19 protein-coding genes are annotated in these 16,202 nt (G+C 70.7%); 11 read left to right on the top strand and 8 right to left on the bottom strand.

Annotation, left to right across the window (positions count from 1 at the left end; translation table 11 throughout):
• Nucleotides 1-26: 26 nt before the first annotated feature.
• Complete coding sequence (locus ACFSCV_RS00620) at nucleotides 27-584, bottom strand: CDP-alcohol phosphatidyltransferase family protein (RefSeq protein WP_378795996.1); 558 nt, start codon at nucleotides 582-584, stop codon at nucleotides 27-29.
• Between the two features lie 170 nt (nucleotides 585-754).
• Here ACFSCV_RS00620 and purM point away from each other — a divergent pair, with 170 nt between their 5' ends.
• Both purM and purN read left to right on the top strand, forming a co-directional pair.
• Complete coding sequence (gene purM / locus ACFSCV_RS00615; protein WP_378795994.1) at nucleotides 755-1,849, top strand: phosphoribosylformylglycinamidine cyclo-ligase; 1,095 nt, start codon at nucleotides 755-757, stop codon at nucleotides 1,847-1,849.
• A complete protein-coding gene (gene purN, locus ACFSCV_RS00610) occupies nucleotides 1,846-2,490 on the top strand; it encodes a phosphoribosylglycinamide formyltransferase (RefSeq protein ID WP_378795992.1) in 645 nt (214 codons plus the stop codon). Before purM ends, purN begins: the two co-directional genes overlap by 4 nt.
• A gap of 114 nt (nucleotides 2,491-2,604) precedes the next feature.
• Here purN and ACFSCV_RS00605 read toward each other — a convergent pair whose 3' ends face one another.
• The 4 genes from ACFSCV_RS00605 to ACFSCV_RS00590 all read right to left on the bottom strand — a co-directional run bounded on the left by ACFSCV_RS00605 (nucleotide 2,605) and on the right by ACFSCV_RS00590 (nucleotide 5,508).
• Nucleotides 2,605-3,372 carry a TerC family protein gene (locus ACFSCV_RS00605; RefSeq protein ID WP_378795990.1) on the bottom strand — a complete coding sequence of 256 codons (768 nt, stop codon included), beginning with the start codon at nucleotides 3,370-3,372 and terminating at the stop codon, nucleotides 2,605-2,607.
• Between the two features lie 99 nt (nucleotides 3,373-3,471).
• The gene (locus ACFSCV_RS00600; protein ID WP_378795988.1) at nucleotides 3,472-4,158 is read right to left on the bottom strand and encodes a TerC family protein; all 687 of its coding nucleotides are present in this window, start codon (nucleotides 4,156-4,158) and stop codon (nucleotides 3,472-3,474) included.
• A gap of 97 nt (nucleotides 4,159-4,255) precedes the next feature.
• A complete protein-coding gene (gene ndk / locus ACFSCV_RS00595) occupies nucleotides 4,256-4,678 on the bottom strand; it encodes a nucleoside-diphosphate kinase (protein WP_378795986.1) in 423 nt (140 codons plus the stop codon).
• Between the two features lie 149 nt (nucleotides 4,679-4,827).
• Entirely contained in the window at nucleotides 4,828-5,508 is a 681-nt protein-coding gene (locus ACFSCV_RS00590) for a glutathione S-transferase N-terminal domain-containing protein (protein ID WP_378795985.1), read from the bottom strand.
• A gap of 68 nt (nucleotides 5,509-5,576) precedes the next feature.
• Here ACFSCV_RS00590 and ACFSCV_RS00585 point away from each other — a divergent pair, with 68 nt between their 5' ends.
• Nucleotides 5,577-6,077 carry a DinB family protein gene (locus ACFSCV_RS00585; RefSeq protein WP_378795983.1) on the top strand — a complete coding sequence of 167 codons (501 nt, stop codon included), beginning with the start codon at nucleotides 5,577-5,579 and terminating at the stop codon, nucleotides 6,075-6,077.
• 66 nt (nucleotides 6,078-6,143) lie between these two features.
• On the opposite strand, the gene ACFSCV_RS00580 is transcribed toward ACFSCV_RS00585, so the two are convergent.
• The 3 genes from ACFSCV_RS00580 to ACFSCV_RS00570 form a co-directional block, all read right to left on the bottom strand.
• A complete protein-coding gene (locus ACFSCV_RS00580) occupies nucleotides 6,144-6,509 on the bottom strand; it encodes a hypothetical protein (protein WP_378795981.1) in 366 nt (121 codons plus the stop codon).
• A gap of 172 nt (nucleotides 6,510-6,681) precedes the next feature.
• A complete protein-coding gene (locus tag ACFSCV_RS00575; protein ID WP_378795979.1) occupies nucleotides 6,682-7,773 on the bottom strand; it encodes a transglutaminase-like domain-containing protein in 1,092 nt (363 codons plus the stop codon).
• Between the two features lie 32 nt (nucleotides 7,774-7,805).
• Nucleotides 7,806-8,336 (bottom strand): TlpA family protein disulfide reductase, encoded by a 531-nt coding sequence (locus ACFSCV_RS00570; RefSeq protein WP_378795977.1) that lies wholly within the window; start codon nucleotides 8,334-8,336, stop codon nucleotides 7,806-7,808.
• Nucleotides 8,337-8,534: 198 nt separating this feature from the next.
• Here ACFSCV_RS00570 and ACFSCV_RS00565 point away from each other — a divergent pair, with 198 nt between their 5' ends.
• The 8 genes from ACFSCV_RS00565 to ACFSCV_RS00530 all read left to right on the top strand — a co-directional run bounded on the left by ACFSCV_RS00565 (nucleotide 8,535) and on the right by ACFSCV_RS00530 (nucleotide 16,202).
• Complete coding sequence (locus tag ACFSCV_RS00565; RefSeq protein WP_378795975.1) at nucleotides 8,535-9,755, top strand: threonine ammonia-lyase; 1,221 nt, start codon at nucleotides 8,535-8,537, stop codon at nucleotides 9,753-9,755.
• A 128-nt stretch (nucleotides 9,756-9,883) separates the two neighbouring features.
• Entirely contained in the window at nucleotides 9,884-10,354 is a 471-nt protein-coding gene (gene aroQ, locus ACFSCV_RS00560; protein WP_378795973.1) for a type II 3-dehydroquinate dehydratase, read from the top strand.
• Between the two features lie 29 nt (nucleotides 10,355-10,383).
• Nucleotides 10,384-10,842: an acetyl-CoA carboxylase biotin carboxyl carrier protein gene (gene accB / locus ACFSCV_RS00555; protein ID WP_378795971.1), complete on the top strand. Its 459-nt coding sequence runs from the start codon at nucleotides 10,384-10,386 to the stop codon at nucleotides 10,840-10,842.
• Between the two features lie 7 nt (nucleotides 10,843-10,849).
• Nucleotides 10,850-12,211, top strand: coding sequence for an acetyl-CoA carboxylase biotin carboxylase subunit (gene accC / locus ACFSCV_RS00550; RefSeq protein ID WP_378795969.1), 1,362 nt, complete (start codon nucleotides 10,850-10,852; stop codon nucleotides 12,209-12,211).
• Nucleotides 12,212-12,319: 108 nt separating this feature from the next.
• Nucleotides 12,320-13,009 carry a leucyl/phenylalanyl-tRNA--protein transferase gene (aat, locus tag ACFSCV_RS00545; RefSeq protein ID WP_378796729.1) on the top strand — a complete coding sequence of 230 codons (690 nt, stop codon included), beginning with the start codon at nucleotides 12,320-12,322 and terminating at the stop codon, nucleotides 13,007-13,009.
• A gap of 77 nt (nucleotides 13,010-13,086) precedes the next feature.
• Nucleotides 13,087-13,953 (top strand): hypothetical protein, encoded by an 867-nt coding sequence (locus ACFSCV_RS00540; RefSeq protein WP_378795967.1) that lies wholly within the window; start codon nucleotides 13,087-13,089, stop codon nucleotides 13,951-13,953.
• A 73-nt stretch (nucleotides 13,954-14,026) separates the two neighbouring features.
• Nucleotides 14,027-15,241 carry a glycosyltransferase family 87 protein gene (locus tag ACFSCV_RS00535; RefSeq protein WP_378795965.1) on the top strand — a complete coding sequence of 405 codons (1,215 nt, stop codon included), beginning with the start codon at nucleotides 14,027-14,029 and terminating at the stop codon, nucleotides 15,239-15,241.
• Nucleotides 15,228-16,202: a glycosyltransferase family 2 protein gene (locus tag ACFSCV_RS00530; RefSeq protein WP_378795963.1), complete on the top strand. Its 975-nt coding sequence runs from the start codon at nucleotides 15,228-15,230 to the stop codon at nucleotides 16,200-16,202. The genes ACFSCV_RS00535 and ACFSCV_RS00530 overlap by 14 nt, the downstream gene beginning before the upstream one ends.

The raw sequence follows: 16,202 nt of genomic DNA, 5'->3' as shown, positions 1-16,202 counted from the left end.
CTCGTCTCTCCCGCGACGGCCCGCGGTCACGGGTCCCGCCGGCCGGGCTCCGCGCGCGCCATGTGCTTTGCGAATGAGAGCAGATATGCCCCCGCCGAAGCCAGCGTCAAGGCGGCGACCACCCAGCCCGCGGCGGCCTCGAGCATGCCGAAACGCAGCCCGAATCCGTCGCCCCCGAGCACGAGGCCCGCGAACACGATCTGGGCCGCGGTGTTGGCCTTGCTGATCCGCAGCGGCTCGATCGGCAGGGGCCGCTGCAGGGCCCAGCCCAGGACGACGGCGCCCACGATCAGGACGTCGCGCGCCACCACGGCCGCGGCGAGCCCTGCCGGTATCTCGCCGGCGAGCGCCAGCGTCACGTAGATCGAGACGAGCAGCGCCTTGTCCGCGACGGGGTCGAGATAGGCGCCGAGCTTCGTGCGCTGGTCGAGCGCCCGCGCCAGCGCGCCGTCGACGGCGTCCGTCGCCCCAGCGATCGCGAACACCCAGAACGCCGCCAGATGCTCGCCGGTCGCGATCAGCCAGATCACCAGCGGGGTCGCGAACAGCCGGCCGATGGTCAGCAGGTTGGGCAGGTTCACCATGCGCGCTCCGGAGGCGCTGTCGCCGCCTCCAGCCGCGAGATAAGCACGTGACGCGCCGCGGGCCACTTCGCCCTTCGACGATGCCCGCGCGGGGAGAACGCCGGCTTCGTGTTGCGCCCCGAACGGACGCGGTCTAAGGGGTCGGCGACGCGACGCGGAGCCGGGAGACCATGGCCGACACGACGAAGACAAGCGGCGGCCTGACCTATGCGGACGCGGGCGTGGACATCGACGCCGGCAACGCGCTGGTCGAACGCCTGAAGGCGCTGGTGCGCGCCACCCGCCGGAGCGGGGCGGACGCCGAGATCGGCGGCTTCGGCGGACTGTTCGACCTGAAGGCCGCCGGCTTCGTGGACCCGATCCTCGTCGCGGCCAATGACGGCGTCGGCACCAAGCTCAAGATCGCGATCGAAACCGGACACCACGACACGATCGGCATCGACCTCGTCGCCATGTCGGTCAACGACGTTGTGGTGCAGGGCGCCGAGCCGCTGTTCTTCCTCGACTATTTCGCCTGCGGAAAGCTCTCGGGCGACACCGCCTACGAGGTGGTGAAGGGCATCGCCACCGGCTGCATCGAGGCCGGCTGCGCGCTGATCGGCGGCGAGACCGCCGAGATGCCCGGCATGTACGCCGACGGCGACTACGACCTCGCGGGCTTCGCGGTCGGCGCCGCGGAGCGCGGCAGGCTGCTGCCGCGCCGCGACGTCAAGGCCGGAGACGTGCTGCTCGGCCTGGCCTCCTCTGGCGTCCACTCCAACGGCTATTCGCTCGTCCGCCGCATCGTGGCGCGCTCCGGGCTGCCGCTCGAAGCCCCCGCCCCGTTCGAGCCCCAGAAGTCGCTCGGCCGCGCGCTGCTGGCGCCGACCAAGCTCTACGTCCGGCCGCTGATCGCGGCGCTGAAGGCCGGCGACGGCGTCAAGGCGCTCGCCCATATCACCGGCGGCGGCCTGCCCGACAACCTGCCGCGCGTGCTGCCCGACGGGCTCGGCGCGCGGATCGACCTCTCCGCGATCGCGGTGCCTCCGGTGTTCGGCTGGCTGGCCGCCGCGGGCGGCGTCGCCCAGGCCGAGATGCTGCGCACCTTCAACTGCGGCGTCGGCATGGTCGTCGTGGCCGCGGCCGAGCACGCCGAGGCCGTCGCCGCCAAGCTCGCCGACGAGGGCGAGCAGGTGGCGACCATCGGTGAGATCGTCCCGATCACCCTAGCCGACGACCCCGTGCGCTTCGAAGGCGCGCTCAACCTCGCCGCGCCGGCCGCATGAGCCGCGTCCGCGTCGCGATCCTCGTCTCGGGGCGCGGCTCCAACATGGCGGCGCTGATCGACGCCGCCGCGGAGCCGGATTTTCCAGCCGAGATCGTCGCTGTGATCTCGAACCGACCCAACGCGGGCGCGCTCGCGATCGCGGAGCGGGCCGGAATCGCGACGGCGGTGGTCGACCATAAGGCGTTTCCGAGCCGCGAGGCGTTCGACGCCGAGCTCGACCGGGCGCTGCGCGGCTTCGCGCCGGACGTCGTCTGCCTCGCCGGCTTCATGCGCATCCTGACCGACGGCTTCATCGCCGGATGGGCCGGCCGGATGATCAACATCCATCCGGCCCTGCTGCCGAGCTTCAAGGGGCTCGACACCCACGCGCGCGCTCTCGAGGCCGGGGTGAAGCTCCACGGCTGCACCGTGCATGTGGTGACGCCGGAGATGGATTCCGGCCCGATCATCGCGCAGGCCGCCGTGCCGGTGCTCGACGGCGACGACGAGGACACCCTGGCCGCCCGGGTGCTGGCCGCGGAGCACCGGCTCTATCCCCGCGCGCTGCGGCTGTGGGCGACGGGCGCGGCACGACTGGCCGACGGCCGCGTCATCACGGAGAGCGCCGAGGCGACGCCCGGACCCTACCTCTGGCCCTGAGCGCTGATTTTCGGAGTTTAAATGCAAAAAGGGCGCGGCCGAGGCCGCGCCCTTTTTCGTTTCAGGAGGCTGCGCCCCCGGCGGGCCCGGACGAACCGGACCCGCCGGAAAACGTCAGCTTGCGTCCTTGATGGTCCCTTCCGCCGTGGCGTGACGGCGGCGCTTCAGGCCGTAGCCGATCGCCAGGACCACGACCGTGCCCGCAGCGGCCGCGGCGTAGTGCAGCCACTTCACGGCAGTCAGACCGCCCGCGTGCTCCGGATCGGGGATGACGTATCCCGCGTTCAGGCCGTTCAGCCAGTTCAGCACGATGACGTCGCCGAGGATCATCTCGCCGGCGATCCAGCCGAGAAGGGCCGCGCCGAGCCAGACCAGGAACGGGTACTTCTGCAGGATCGCGGAGAGCAGCGTCGAGCCGGCGATGATCAGCGGGATCGTCAGCAGCAGGCCGAAGATGAAGAGCTCGGGATGGCCCTTCGCGGCGGCGGCGATGGCGACCACGTTGTCGAGGCTCATAACGGCGTCGGCGATGGCGATGGTGCGCACCGCGCCCCACAGGTTCTCGCTCGCAGCGACGTCGGCGTGGTCCTCATGCTCGTCGGTCGCGAGCTTGACCGCGATCCAGAACAGCAGCAGGCCGCCGGCGATCTTCAGGAAGGGCACGCCGAGCAGGAAGGTGATGAAGAAGGCGAAGATGATGCGCAGGCCGACCGCGGCGCCGGCGCCGAGCAGGATGCCCATCTTGCGCTGTTTCGGCGGCAGCTTCCGGCACGCCAGCGCGATGACCACGGCGTTGTCGCCTGACAGCAGCAGATCGATCCAGATGATCTGAAGCAGCGAAATCCAGAACGTCGGCTGGTCGAAGGCGAAGCTGAATTCCATTCGTGTCCCCTTGTGTCGCGCTCTCGCGGCGCACGATCTTCGTTACAGGAAAACCAATCGGATCGTTTCGGTTCGGTCCGCCGGCTCCGCCACGTTCCGTCAGGACAGAGCGGCGCGGCGCTTCATGCGCCGCACGAGCCACCCTGCCGCGACGACCAGCGCCGCGAGCGTCACCGCGGTCGTCGTCTCCCAGTCGTGGACGACGGCGGCGCCGAGCCTGTCGACCAGGGCCGCGTCGGAGATCAGCATCTCGCCGGCCACGAAGCCGAGGAGCGCGGCGCCCGCCCACACGATGAGCGGAAACCGATCCATCACGGCGAGAATGACCGCGCTGCCGGCGACGATCATCGGCACCGAGATAACAAGCCCCGCGACGAGAAGCCCGAAGTGATCGCCGGCGACGCCCGCGATGGCGATCACATTATCGAGACTCATGACCACGTCTGCGACAGCGATGGTGCCGACGGCGCGCAGGAGGCTCTCGGAGCCCTTGACCTCGCCCTCCGTCTCGTCGCCCGGCGCGAGCAGGTCGACCGCGATGTAGAGCAGGGCGAGCGCGCCCACGACCTTCAGGTACGGCACGCCCAGCAGCGCGACGATGACCAGCGTGAACAGGATGCGCAGCGCGATCGCGACCCCGGCGCCGAGGATCATGCCCATGCGCCGCTGCCCGGCGGGCAGAGCGCGACAGGCCATCGCGATCAGAACGGCGTTGTCGCCCGAAAGCAGGGCGTTGATCCAGACGATCTCGCCGAACGCCAGCCAGTCCACCGAACCGAGGCCCATCACGCCTGCCTCACAAAAAAACGACCGGCGCGTTTTGTCGCACGCCGGTCGCAGGGCCGCCAGTCTTGGCATGCCGGATTTTTAACTTTCGTCGGCCTCAGCCGACGATTTCGTCGTCCTTGAAGAAGTAGGCGATCTCTTCCTTGGCGGTCTCCGGAGCGTCGGAGCCGTGCACCGAGTTCGCCTCGATCGACTCGGCGAGGTCCTTGCGGATGGTGCCCTCGGCGGCGTTCGCCGGGTTGGTCGCGCCCATGACCTCGCGGTACTTGGCGACGGCGTTCTCGCCCTCGAGCACCTGGACGACGACCGGGCCCGAGATCATGAAGCCGACGAGGTCGTTGAAGAACGGGCGATCCTTATGGACCGCGTAGAAGCCCTCGGCCTGCTCCTTGGTGAGCTGCAGGCGCTTCTGGGCGACGACGCGCAGGCCGGCGGCCTCGATGTAGGTCAGCACCTTGCCGGTGATGTTGCGGCGGGTCGCGTCGGGCTTGATGATGGAGAAGGTGCGCTCGATAGCCATGGAAACAGCCTTGTCGTCTGGAAGGGTGCGCGCCGGCGTCGCCCTGGGCGGAACGCCCGCCGCGCGCGGGAAACCGCGGAAAGCGCGCGGCTTATAGCGCGGGGCGCCGCGAGGCGGAAGCGCCCCGCGGCTTCGACCTGTCCGCGGCCTCAGCCCTTCACGGCGGCGAGCGTTTCGCCGTAGCGCTCCTCGAGCCGGCCGAACCACGGACCGATCCGCTCCTCGCCGTCGAGATAGTCGACCGCGCCGACCACCCTCGCCCACTGGAACAGGCCCGCGATCAGGAAATCCGCGAACAACGGCGCGTCGCCGCCGAGGAAGGGCTGGCCGCGCAGCAGGATGCGCAACGGCGTCATGGCGTCCTTCGCCGCGGCAACGCTCGCGTCCGGGTTCGCCGCGACCTCCTCGAGCGTGCGCCGGAACATCTTTTCGCGCGAGGCGCGGAAGTAGGCCTGGGTCTCCGCGTCGAGCGCGTCGTGGATCGCGAGGACCATCGGGCGGGACATCTTGCCGAGGAGATAAGCGCCCTGGGCGGCCACGCCGCGGGTGAGCGCGACGGCGCCCTCGCCCGCGAACAGCGGCGGCGCCTCGGGCCGGGTCGTTTCCAGATGAAGCGCGAGCGCGAACGAATCGCCGATGGTCGCCCCGTCGATCTCCGTCACCGGGACGGTCTTGAAACCACCGCCCGCGACGGTCGAGATGTCGACGAACCGCGTCGGCGTGGTTTCGAGCGTCACGCCCTTATGGGCCAGCGCCAGCTTGGCGGCCCAGCAATAGGGCGACAGCCGGCGGCCGTCCGCGAGGACGAGATCGTAGAGATGGGCGGTCATGGCGTTCCTTCCACGTTTCTTGGTCTGACGACGCACACTGGCATGCCAGATGCCATCAAGGCGAGGTGATGATGAAACGCTGGATCATGTTCGGGGACTACAACACTTGGGCGAACCGGCGGCTCTATGCGGCGGTCGCGGCCCTGCCCCCGACCGACTTCAGCCGCGACGGCGGCGCGTTCTTCCGCAGCCTGAGCGGCACGCTGAACCACATCCTCGTCGCCGACCGCATCTGGCTCGGCCGGTTTGAGGGCGAGCCCGCTTCCGACCTCAAGCTCGACCAGATCCTCTACGACGACCTCGGCGATCTGACGGCCGCGCGCGAGGCCGAGGACGCCCGACTCCGCGCCTTCGTCGGCGGGCTGGATGAGAAGGACGCCGACCGCATGATCGTCTACCGCCGCCAGACGTCTCCAGAGGAGATTCGCCAGCCGCTGGAGTTCGCGCTGGCGCATCTCTTCAACCACCAGACCCACCACCGCGGGCAGGCGCATGCGCTGCTGACGCAGTTCGGCGGGCCGGACGCCGGGCCGGCGCTCGATCTCGCCTTCTTCCAGCGCGGCCTGTGACCGCGGAAGGCTGGTTCAGGCCCTCGGCGGCTCAAGAGCGGGTCTGGTGCCCACGCACTTTCGCGCTCAGTAGTCCGCGCTGACGTTGGCGGGGCAGACCATGCCGCACTTATAGTAGCCGCCGTCAAATTGGCCGCGCGTATAGTACTGCGGCGCAGGCTGGCGCGCCGACCGTACGGGAGCCGCCCTCCGGGTAGAGGCGCTGCGCGACTTGACCGGCGCGCTCTTGCGGGACTGTGCCCCCCGCTGCGACGCACGGCCCCGATCGGACCGTTGGCGCGCATATCCATGCTCGTAGCGTGAGGGCGCATCGCGGGTGCGGAAGGTCTCACGGATCAGCGGGGCCATGGCGCCGAACACGCGGTCGATGTCCGACGAACCTGCGCTCGCCGGCGCACCCGAGGCGAACAGCGCAATGGTCATCGCCACCATACCGAAAACTTTTCCGTTCACCGCCGCCCCTCTCCATAGACCGCAACACTGATTTCGTGGCGCATGCTCCGCAATTCGTAGTTTTACGAAACGCATCGGCAGGCCTAGGCGCGATCATGACCGCATTCGCCGTCACGCCCGCAGAGCCGGGAATGACGGCGAAGGACATGGATCAAGCCACGATCTCGCGCGTGGTGATGGCGTATTTGAAGCTGTCGGCGTCCAGGCAATCGAGCCGGCCAGCGACGGTCTCGGCCTGCGGATACATCAGGAAGCCGAGCTTCGGGCCCGCCGATCCCGGCAGCGCCACGTCGTGGGCGTCGTTGAAGGCGAGCCAGTTGCCCTCCCACGCCCCGAAAAGCGTTTTCCGCGCGGCCGCGACCTTGGGATCGTCGAGCGGCAGATTGGCCGGCGGCTCCTCGAGCGCGACCTTGCGGACGTCGGCCGGGTCGACCGGCGTCCAGCCCGGACCGTCCAGCCACACCTCGGCGCGGCAGTGCTGGGCCTTGGTGATGGTCTCCGAATTCGCTCCGAGGCTCTTGTAGCCGAAGCGCGAGGGCGCGACGCGGATGCCGTAGACGTCGCGCGCCGGCAGCCCGGCCGCGCGGGCGAGGCCCACGAACAGCGCGTTGAGGTCGGCGCACTTGCCGCCGAGATTGCCGCTTTCGAGCATGGTGGCGACGTCGCCGAGCCCGCAGCCGCGCACCTTGGCGTCGCGGAAGGTGTTCGCCACCACCCACTGGTAGATCGCCTCGGCCTTGGCGCGGTCCGTCGAGGCGTCGCCGACGGCCTTTTTCGCGGTCTCGGCGACGATGCCGTCGGTGGGGATCAGTTCGGTCGGCGCGAGGTAGAGCGCCCGGTCCGCTGCCGAAAGCGTCGCGCCGCTCGCCGAGAGGTCGACGGCGCGGTCCCGCGTCGAGAAGCGGCTCACGACCTCCAGCGTCGGGGCCGCGGCGCCTTCGCGCCACTCGGCGACGACCATGCCGATCGGCCCTTCGATCAGGTCCGCCTTGGCGGCGTCGCCGCTGAAGGTCGAACGCTCCGGCCGCGTCCAGTCGTCCGCGACGAAGCTCGGCGTCGGGACCCACACACGCGCCACGCCTTTCGACGGCGGCAGCGTGACTTTGGTGCGGATCTCGAAGGTGCGCCAGTCGCCCGGCTTCGGCGCGAAGGCCGCAGGCGTCGCCCGCGCCAGCGACGGACAGGCGAGCGCGGCGACCGCGGTCGCCGCGGCCCCCTTCAGGGCGGTTCTGCGATCGATCATGACAGTCTCATCCCTCTGTTTTTGTCGTTAGATCAATTTCTTATGCGATGATTTTCGATCAGATTCTCGATCGCGGCCGCGCTCCAGTCGACCGGACCGGCGGCGCGCAGCGCCGACCGGCCGCCCGGCGCGATCAGCACCGTGCTCGGCAGCGCGCGCACGCCGAACGCGCGCGCGATGGCCCGGTCCTCGTCGAGCGCCACCGGAAATCCGAGACCGAGCGGCGCGACGAAGGCCGCCACCCGCGAGGCGGGCTCCGCCACGTCGACCCCGACCACGCGGACCGTCTCCCGGCGCGCTGCGGCGAACCGCGCCAGCTCCGGCAGCTCCTCCTTGCAGGGCGCGCACCACGTGGCGAAGAAGTGCACCAGAACCGGCCGGTCCGCGGTGGGGCCGAGCGTCACCGTCTCGCCGTCGAGCGCGCGGGCGGAGCCTGCTGAGGGAGCGGCTTCGACCGGCTCGAACGTTGCGTATTCGGGCGTCGCTTCCGCCGCGCCGGCCAGCGCCGGCAGGGCGATCGCCGCAGCGAGCGCGGAGCGTCGAAGTTGCTGGATCGCCGTCACGCGGCAGACCTCCCGTTCCTGTCCCGGGACGATGGGCCCCGCCCCGCCGTCAGGTCAAGCCGCGCGGCCGGACGCAAGCGATCGTGACCGTTCCGCAATGCGCAGAACGAGGATGCGGCGCGCGGGCGCGTCGCATATGGTCCCGCGCTCCGCGGCGCCTCCCGGCGCCGCCTTGTCGGCTGATGGGACGAGACGGACATGACGGTGACGCTCGCCGATGTGACGGCCGCGCGCGCGGCGCTCGAAGGCGCGGTGACGCCGTCGCCGATGCTGGCGGCCCCGAAGCTCTCGGCGCTCACCGGCGCGCACGTGCTGGTGAAATACGAGAACCTGCACGTCACCAACGCGTTCAAGGAGCGCGGCGCGGTGGTGAAGCTGTCGCGCCTGCCGGCGGAGGCGCGGGCGCGCGGCGTCATCGCGATGTCGGCCGGCAACCACGCCCAGGCAGTCGCCTACCACGCCACCCGGCTCGGCGTTCCCTCCACCATCGTGATGCCGGACACGACTCCGCACGTGAAGGTGGCCGCGACCCGCGGCTTTGGGGCCGAGGTGGTGCTGGACGGCGAGACGGTGGCCGAAAGCCAGATCCGCGCGAGCGCGATCGCGCTGGAGCGCGGCCTGACCTTCGTGCACCCCTATGACGACCCGGACATCATCGCCGGCCAGGGCACCATCGCGCTCGAAATGCTGGAGCAGGCGCCCGACCTCGACGCGATCGTGGTCCCGATCGGCGGCGGCGGCCTGATCTCCGGCGTCGCGGTCGCCGCCAAGGCGCTCAAGCCGTCGATCGAGATCGTCGGGGTGGAGGCCGCGCTCTACCCCTCGATGTGGAACGCGCTGAAGGGAGCGGAACTGCCGGTCGGCGGCCCGACGCTCGCCGAAGGCATCGCGGTCAAGAACGTCGGCGCCCTCACCCGGCCGATCGTCGAAAGCCTCGTCGACGACATCGTGCTGGTGAGCGAGACCGAGCTCGAACGCGCGGTCAACGCCTACCTCATGCACCAGAAGACGCTCGCCGAGGGCGCGGGCGCGGCGGGCCTGGCCGCCTTGTTCGCGCGGCCGGACAAGTTCGCGGGCCGGCGCGTCGGCCTCGTGCTGTGCGGCGGCAACATCGACCCGCGCATCCTCGCCTCGATCATGACGCGGGAACTGGAGCGCGAGCAGAAGATCATGGCCTTCCGCATGACGATCGCCGACCGGCCGGGCATGCTCGGGATCATCGCGGGCAAGCTCGGCGAGCTCGGCGCCAACATCATCGAGGTCCACCACCAGCGGCAGTTCCTCGACGTCCCCGCCAAGGGCGCGACCCTCGACGTCACGGTCGAGACCCGCGACCAGGCCCATGCGGAAGCCATTCTCGCGGCCTTCAACGAGAGCGGCATGCCCTGCCGGCGCCTCGACGGCGGCGCGGCCGGCTGAACGGACATCGACCTTCGTCGGGCGGAATCGCTTGGGTTCCGCGCCGGCCTTGCCTATAAGGGCCGCTCGCTGCGTCCTTCCCCTGCGGGAGGGGCGCGTTCCGACGCTGTCCGCGCAACGGCCAAGCCTTGACCCCCGTCGTCTTCGTCCTCAACGGCCCGAACCTCAATCTGCTCGGCCTGCGGGAACCCGCGATCTATGGCTCCGCGACGCTCGCCGACGTGGAGCAGATCGCGCGCCGGGCGGGCGAAAGCCTCGGCCTCGCCATCGACTTCCGGCAGTCGAACCACGAGGGCGACCTCGTCGACTGGATCCAGGAGGCACGGACCAAGGCTGTCGGGCTGGTGATCAACGCCGGCGCCCTGACCCACACCTCGGTCGCGATCCACGACGCCGTGCGCGCCGTAGGACTGCCGATGATCGAGGTGCATCTTTCGAACGTTCACGCGCGCGAAAGCTTTCGTCACCACTCGTACCTGTCGCCCGTCGCCGCCGGCGTGATCGTCGGCCTCGGCGCGGACGGCTACGACTTCGCGCTTCAGGCGCTCGCCCGCCGACTTCTGCCGCGCGACCCTTCATCCGAACCGATCACGGCGTGAGCCTTCGCGCCTTCGGAGATCGAGACCCCATGAGCAAGCCCCCGACCCGCGCCTCCATCGACCAGGACATGATCCGCGAGCTCGCAAAGCTGCTGTCGGAGAACGACCTCAGCGAGATCGAGATCGAGAACGACGATCTGCGCGTCCGCGTCGCGCGCCATCTCGCGCCGACCCACGCCACCGTCGTCGCCCCGCCGCCCGCGGCCACGGCCGCCCCGGTCGCGGTGGATGCCGTCGCCGACCCCGCCAAGCATCCGGGCGTCGTGCTGTCGCCGATGGTCGGCACCGCCTATCTCGCGCCGGAGCCCGGCGCGCGCGCCTATGTCGAGGTCGGCTCGACCGTGCGGCAGGGTCAGACGCTGCTGATCGTCGAGGCGATGAAGACCATGAACGCGATCCCGGCCCCGAAGTCCGGCACGGTGCGCGAGATCCTGGTCGCCGACGGCCAGCCGGTCGAATTCGGCGAGCCGCTGCTGATCGTGGACTGACCCGGCGATGTCGACCATCGACAAGGTCCTGATCGCCAACCGCGGCGAGATCGCGCTGCGCATCCTGCGCGCCTGCAAGGAGCTCGGCATCGCGACGGTGGCGGTGCACTCCACCGCCGACGCCGACGCCATGCATGTCCGCCTCGCCGACGAGAGCGTGTGCATCGGGCCGCCCGCCGCCCGCGACAGCTACCTCAACATCCCGTCCCTGCTCGCCGCCGCCGAGATCACCGGCGCCGACGCGGTGCATCCCGGCTACGGCTTCCTGTCGGAGAACGCCCGCTTCGCCGAAATCCTCGAGGAGCACGGGCTGACCTTCATCGGGCCGAAGCCCGAGCACATCCGCATCATGGGCGACAAGATCGCCGCCAAGCAGACCGCGAAGCGCCTCGGCATCCCGGTGGTGCCCGGCTCCGACGGCGGCATCACCGACGACGACGAGGCCAAGCGCGTCGCGCTCGAGATCGGCTATCCCGTGCTGGTCAAAGCGGCCTCGGGCGGCGGCGGACGCGGCATGAAGGTCGCGATGACCGAGGACGACATCGTCGAGGCGCTGCAGACCGCGCGCTCCGAGGCGAAGGCCGCCTTCGGCGACGACGCCGTCTATCTCGAGAAATATCTGATCCACCCGCGCCACATCGAGGTGCAGGTGCTGGGCGACGGCGAAGGCGCGGCGATCCATCTCGGCGAGCGCGACTGCTCGCTGCAGCGCCGGCACCAGAAGGTGTGGGAGGAGGCGCCCTCGCCCGCGCTCAACGCCGACGAGCGCGACCGGATCGGCGAGACCGTCGCCAGCGCCATGCGCGAGCTGAAGTACCGCGGCGTCGGCACGATCGAGTTTCTGTACGAGAACGGCGAGTTCTACTTCATCGAGATGAACACCCGCATCCAGGTGGAGCATCCGGTGACCGAGATGATCACCGGCATCGACCTGATCAACGAGCAGATCCGCATCGCGAGCGGCGCGCGGCTCGCGATCGCGCAGGAGGACGTGGTGTTCCGCGGCCACGCCATCGAGTGCCGGGTGAACGCCGAGAACGCCGAGACCTTCCGCCCCTCGCCCGGCCGGATCGCCTACTACCACGTGCCCGGCGGGCTCGGGGTGCGCGTCGATTCCGCCGCCTATCAGGGCTATTCGATCCCGCCCAACTACGACAGCATGATCGGGAAGCTGATCGTCCACGGCCGCAACCGCACCGAATGCCTGATGCGGCTCCGGCGCGCGCTGGACGAGTTCGTGGTCGACGGCGTCGACACCACCCTGCCCCTGTTCCGCCGGCTGGTGCGCAACCCGTCCATCCAGGACGGCGACTACGACATCCACTGGCTCGAGACCATGCTGGCGCAGACGGCGGGCGGCGCGGACTGAGACGACGCGACGCGCGCTCTCCCTTGTCGCGTATCGAGGCCGGGACAAGGGAGAGCGATCACACGGTCCTCCTTCCCGCCGGCGCGCATGCGCCGTAGCATCCCGCCCATGACCCGCATCAACGACGTCCTGGTCGAGCTCACCCCCGAAGTCCTGCTGAAGGCCTACGCCTGCGGCATCTTCCCGATGGCCGAGAGCGCGGACGATCCCGGCCTGTTCTGGATCGAGCCGGAGGTGCGCGGCGTCATCCCGCTCGACGGCTTCGTGGTTTCGGAGCGCCTCGCCCGCACGGTGCGCGCGGACGCCTTCGAGATCCGGATCGACACCGCCTTCGACGCGGTGCTCGACGGCTGCGCGGCGCCCGCGCCCGGCCGCATGAAGACCTGGATCAACGACCGCATCCGCGGCCTCTATGGCGGCCTGCACGAGATCGGCCACTGCCACAGCGTCGAGGTCTGGCGCGACGACCGGCTGGTCGGCGGGCTCTACGGCGTCCGGCTCGGCTCGGCGTTCTTCGGCGAAAGCATGTTCCACACGGAGCGCGACGCCTCGAAGGTGGCGCTCGTGCATCTCGTGGCGCGGCTGCGCCAGGGCGGCTTCCGGCTGCTCGACACCCAGTTCGTGACCGATCATCTGCGGCGCTTCGGAGCGATCGAGACGCCGCGGCGCGACTACCACCGCCTGCTGGACGACGCGCTCATGGCGGAGGCGGACTTTTTCGCCTGGCCGAAGGACCGGAGGGTGTCGGGAGCGGAGGCGCTCGCCGCCCTGTCGGAGCCGCCGGCTGCCGGAAGCTAACGTTTCGGTAACCATCCCGGGCCGACAGTCGGAGGCGTCGCGCATTCTTTCGCGCCTGCGCCGTTCCCGAGCCGCCCATGACCGCCGAACCGAGCCCTATGGTTTCGCCCCGCCCCGGCCGGACCGTCGCGGTCTGGTCGACGCAGCGGCCTCGCCCGACCATCGACCTGACCCCCGAGCCCGACCTCCTCGATCGCTTGAAGCGCTTCGCGCCCTACGCCGCCGTGCTGACGCTCGCGCTCGTCGTCGGGGCCGGCGCCGCGACCTTCGCGACGGCGCCGGCCATGACCGACGGCGTCGACGAGATCAGCGCCCTCGACGCCCGCGACATGGGCTTCGCCCGCAGCCTCGACGCCTCGGGCGCCGCCGCGCGCCAGGCGGCCGTCGGCCGCGACGTCTCGACCATGAAGGCGGAGATCGCCCGCCTCCAGCGCGCGCTCGACCGCTCCCGTGCGAACCAGGCGGCGCTCGCGAAGTCCGCCGCCGGCGACGCCGACGTGAAAGCGCTCAAGACCGAGATCGCCGGTCTTCAGAAGACGCTGGACGAGACCCGCGCGGCCTCCGCCGCGAAGATCGAGGCCCTCGCGAGCAGGGTCGAGCAGCCCAAGGAGGACGCCGGCAAGCTCGCCGAGCTCCAGGCGCGCCTCGACCGCATCGAGAAGGCCGCGGACAAGCCCGCTCCCGCGCTGGCCGGGGCGAAGCCGGCCGATCCCGAAACCACGGGCAGCATCGCTGCGGCGCCCGACGCCGGCGGCCGGGTCGTGCGCAACTGGACCGTGCGCGAGGTCTATGACGGCGTCGCGCTGCTCGACGGCCGCGACGGCGTGATCGAGGTGATGCGCGGCGCCCGCGCGCCCGGCCTGGGCCGTATCCGCTCGATCGAGCGCCGCGACCGGCAGTGGGTGGTCGTGACCGACCGCGGCGTCGTGCTCCAACGGCCGTGACGGCTTAAGCCGCCTTTAAACGCGCCGTGGGATCGTCGCAAAAGTGAAACGATCCCAAGGAGCGCGGGGCCCGATGGCGCCGTCCGACCGCCTGCCCGCCGCCATCGCCGAACGGCTCGTCCCGGTGTCGCTGATGCTGGTCGCCGGCTACGCGGTCACGCTCGTGGCGATGTGGGCGACGTCCCACGACGGCGTGGACGCCATGGCGCGCCCGCTCGGCACCGACTTCGCCAATGTCTGGGCCGCCGGCCGGCTGGTGTTGGAGGGGTCGCCCGAGGCCGCCTATGACCTCGTCCGGCATTACGGCGTGCAGCAGGCCCGCTTCGGCGCGGAGACCCCCTTCTTCGGCTGGCACTATCCGCCGATGTTCCTCGGCGTTGCGGCGGCGCTCGCCACGCTGCCCTATCTCGGCGCCCTCGTGGTCTGGCAGGCCGCGACCCTGCCGCTCTATCTCGGCGCGGTCGTCGCGATCGTCGGCCGGAACCGGCGCGAGGTCCTGCTCGCGGCGCTCGCCTTTCCCGCGGTGTTCGTCAACCTCACCCACGGCCACAACGGCTTCCTGACGGCCGGCCTGTTCGGGATCGGGCTGCTGCTGCTCGACCGCCGGCCGATGCTCGCCGGCGCCGTCCTCGGCCTGCTCTGCTACAAGCCGCAATTCGGCTTGCTGCTCCCCTTCGTGCTGGTCGCGACCGGCCGATGGCGGGCGGTGGCGGGCGCCGCGGGCTCCGTCGTCAGCCTCTGCGCGCTCTCGCTCGCGGCCTTCGGGCCCGAGACCTGGGACGCGTTCCGCGCCAGCGCCGCGTTCACGCGCGGCGTGGTTCTGGAGGAGGGCAACACCGGCTGGGCCAAGATCGTCAGCGCCTTCTCCGCCGCGCGCGCGCTCGGCGGCTCGGTCGCGACCGGCTACGCGGTCCAGGCGACCGTGACGCTCGGCGCCATCGCCGCCTGCGTGCGGCTGTGGCGAGGCGACGCCGCCTTCGAGCGCAAGGCCGCCGCCCTGCTCGCCGGCTCGCTGCTGGTGACGCCCTACGCGCTCGACTACGACATGATGCTGCTCGGCCCGGCGATCGCCTTCCTCGTGCGCGACGCGCTGCTGCGCGGCTGGGCCCCGAAGGCGGCGGCGCTGCTGCTGTTCGCCTACGCCGCGCCGGCCTTCGCGCGCGCGGCCGCGGCGGCCACCCTCGTTCCCTTCGGCTTTCTGGCGACTCTCGCCGTCTTCACGCTAGCCTGCGCGGGCGGTGTCCGCCTCGCCGCGCCCCACCGGAAGCTCTCCTATGTCCAACATTGAGCGTCTGCGCGACACCTCCTTCGGCGTCGCCCGCGACAGCGCCCCCGCCCCGCTGAAGGTCGCGGTGCTGCTGCCCTGCTACAACGAGGAGGCGGCGATAGGAGACGTGGTGCGCGGCTTTCGCGCCGCGCTGCCGGCGGCCGACATCTACGTCTACGACAACAATTCGAAGGACCGGACCGTCGAGCGCGCGATCGAGGCCGGGGCGATCGTCCGGCGCGAGCGCCGGCAGGGCAAGGGCAACGTCGTGCGCCGGATGCTCGCCGACGTCGAGGCCGACATCTACCTGATGGCGGACGGCGACCTGACCTACGACCCGCTCGCGGCGCCGCTGCTGATCGACCGTCTCGTGACCGGCCAGCTCGACATGGTGGTGGCGACCCGCGAGGGCGAGGGCCTGCTGTCGCGGCGCGGGCACCAGGCCGGCAACCGCATGTTCAACGCCATGGTCGGTCGCCTGTTCGGCGACGGCTTCACCGACATCCTGTCCGGCTACCGCGTGGTGTCGCGGCGGTTCGCGAAATCGTTCCCGGCCGCGTCCGGCGGGTTCGAGATCGAGACCGAGCTCGCGATCCACGCGCTCGACCTCAGGCTCGCGGTCGAGGAGATTCCGGTGCGCTACGGGCGGCGGCCGGCGGACTCGGAAAGCAAGCTCTCCACTTACCGCGACGGCCTCCGCATCCTCTGGACCATCGCGATGATGTACCGGGCGGTGAAGCCCTTCCGCTTCTTCGGCGCGATCGCGGCGGGCTTCGCGGCGATCGCCGTCCTGCTCGGCGCGCCAGTGGTGGCGACCTTCCTTGAAACCGGGCTGGTGCCGCGCCTGCCGACCGCTGTGCTTGCGGCCTCTGTCATGCAGCTCGCGACGCTCAGCCTCGTCTGCGGCGTGATCGTCGAGAGCGTCTCGGAGGCGCGCCGCGAAGCGAAGCGCCTGCGCTATCTGGAGCTGAGAAGCGCCTGA

This window comes from Methylopila henanensis, from assembly GCF_042681025.1.
GTDB classification, from domain to species: Bacteria; Pseudomonadota; Alphaproteobacteria; order Rhizobiales; family Methylopilaceae; genus Methylopila; species Methylopila henanensis.
The sequence above is the reverse complement of the archived record's forward strand: the minus strand, read 5'-3'. Positions and strand labels throughout refer to the sequence as shown.

What these genes read in the sequence shown, in the direction of transcription:
- ACFSCV_RS00620 (WP_378795996.1), bottom strand. Translation starts at nt 584, where the DNA reads ATGGTGAACCTGCCCAACCTGCTGACCATCGGCCGGCTGTTCGCGACC.
- purM (WP_378795994.1), top strand. Translation starts at nt 755, where the DNA reads ATGGCCGACACGACGAAGACAAGCGGCGGCCTGACCTATGCGGACGCG.
- purN (WP_378795992.1), top strand. Translation starts at nt 1,846, where the DNA reads ATGAGCCGCGTCCGCGTCGCGATCCTCGTCTCGGGGCGCGGCTCCAAC.
- ACFSCV_RS00605 (WP_378795990.1), bottom strand. Translation starts at nt 3,372, where the DNA reads ATGGAATTCAGCTTCGCCTTCGACCAGCCGACGTTCTGGATTTCGCTG.
- ACFSCV_RS00600 (WP_378795988.1), bottom strand. Translation starts at nt 4,158, where the DNA reads ATGGGCCTCGGTTCGGTGGACTGGCTGGCGTTCGGCGAGATCGTCTGG.
- ndk (WP_378795986.1), bottom strand. Translation starts at nt 4,678, where the DNA reads ATGGCTATCGAGCGCACCTTCTCCATCATCAAGCCCGACGCGACCCGC.
- ACFSCV_RS00590 (WP_378795985.1), bottom strand. Translation starts at nt 5,508, where the DNA reads ATGACCGCCCATCTCTACGATCTCGTCCTCGCGGACGGCCGCCGGCTG.
- ACFSCV_RS00585 (WP_378795983.1), top strand. Translation starts at nt 5,577, where the DNA reads ATGATGAAACGCTGGATCATGTTCGGGGACTACAACACTTGGGCGAAC.
- ACFSCV_RS00580 (WP_378795981.1), bottom strand. Translation starts at nt 6,509, where the DNA reads ATGGTGGCGATGACCATTGCGCTGTTCGCCTCGGGTGCGCCGGCGAGC.
- ACFSCV_RS00575 (WP_378795979.1), bottom strand. Translation starts at nt 7,773, where the DNA reads ATGATCGATCGCAGAACCGCCCTGAAGGGGGCCGCGGCGACCGCGGTC.
- ACFSCV_RS00565 (WP_378795975.1), top strand. Translation starts at nt 8,535, where the DNA reads ATGACGGTGACGCTCGCCGATGTGACGGCCGCGCGCGCGGCGCTCGAA.
- accB (WP_378795971.1), top strand. Translation starts at nt 10,384, where the DNA reads ATGAGCAAGCCCCCGACCCGCGCCTCCATCGACCAGGACATGATCCGC.
- accC (WP_378795969.1), top strand. Translation starts at nt 10,850, where the DNA reads ATGTCGACCATCGACAAGGTCCTGATCGCCAACCGCGGCGAGATCGCG.
- aat (WP_378796729.1), top strand. Translation starts at nt 12,320, where the DNA reads ATGACCCGCATCAACGACGTCCTGGTCGAGCTCACCCCCGAAGTCCTG.
- ACFSCV_RS00540 (WP_378795967.1), top strand. Translation starts at nt 13,087, where the DNA reads ATGACCGCCGAACCGAGCCCTATGGTTTCGCCCCGCCCCGGCCGGACC.
- ACFSCV_RS00535 (WP_378795965.1), top strand. Translation starts at nt 14,027, where the DNA reads ATGGCGCCGTCCGACCGCCTGCCCGCCGCCATCGCCGAACGGCTCGTC.
- ACFSCV_RS00530 (WP_378795963.1), top strand. Translation starts at nt 15,228, where the DNA reads ATGTCCAACATTGAGCGTCTGCGCGACACCTCCTTCGGCGTCGCCCGC.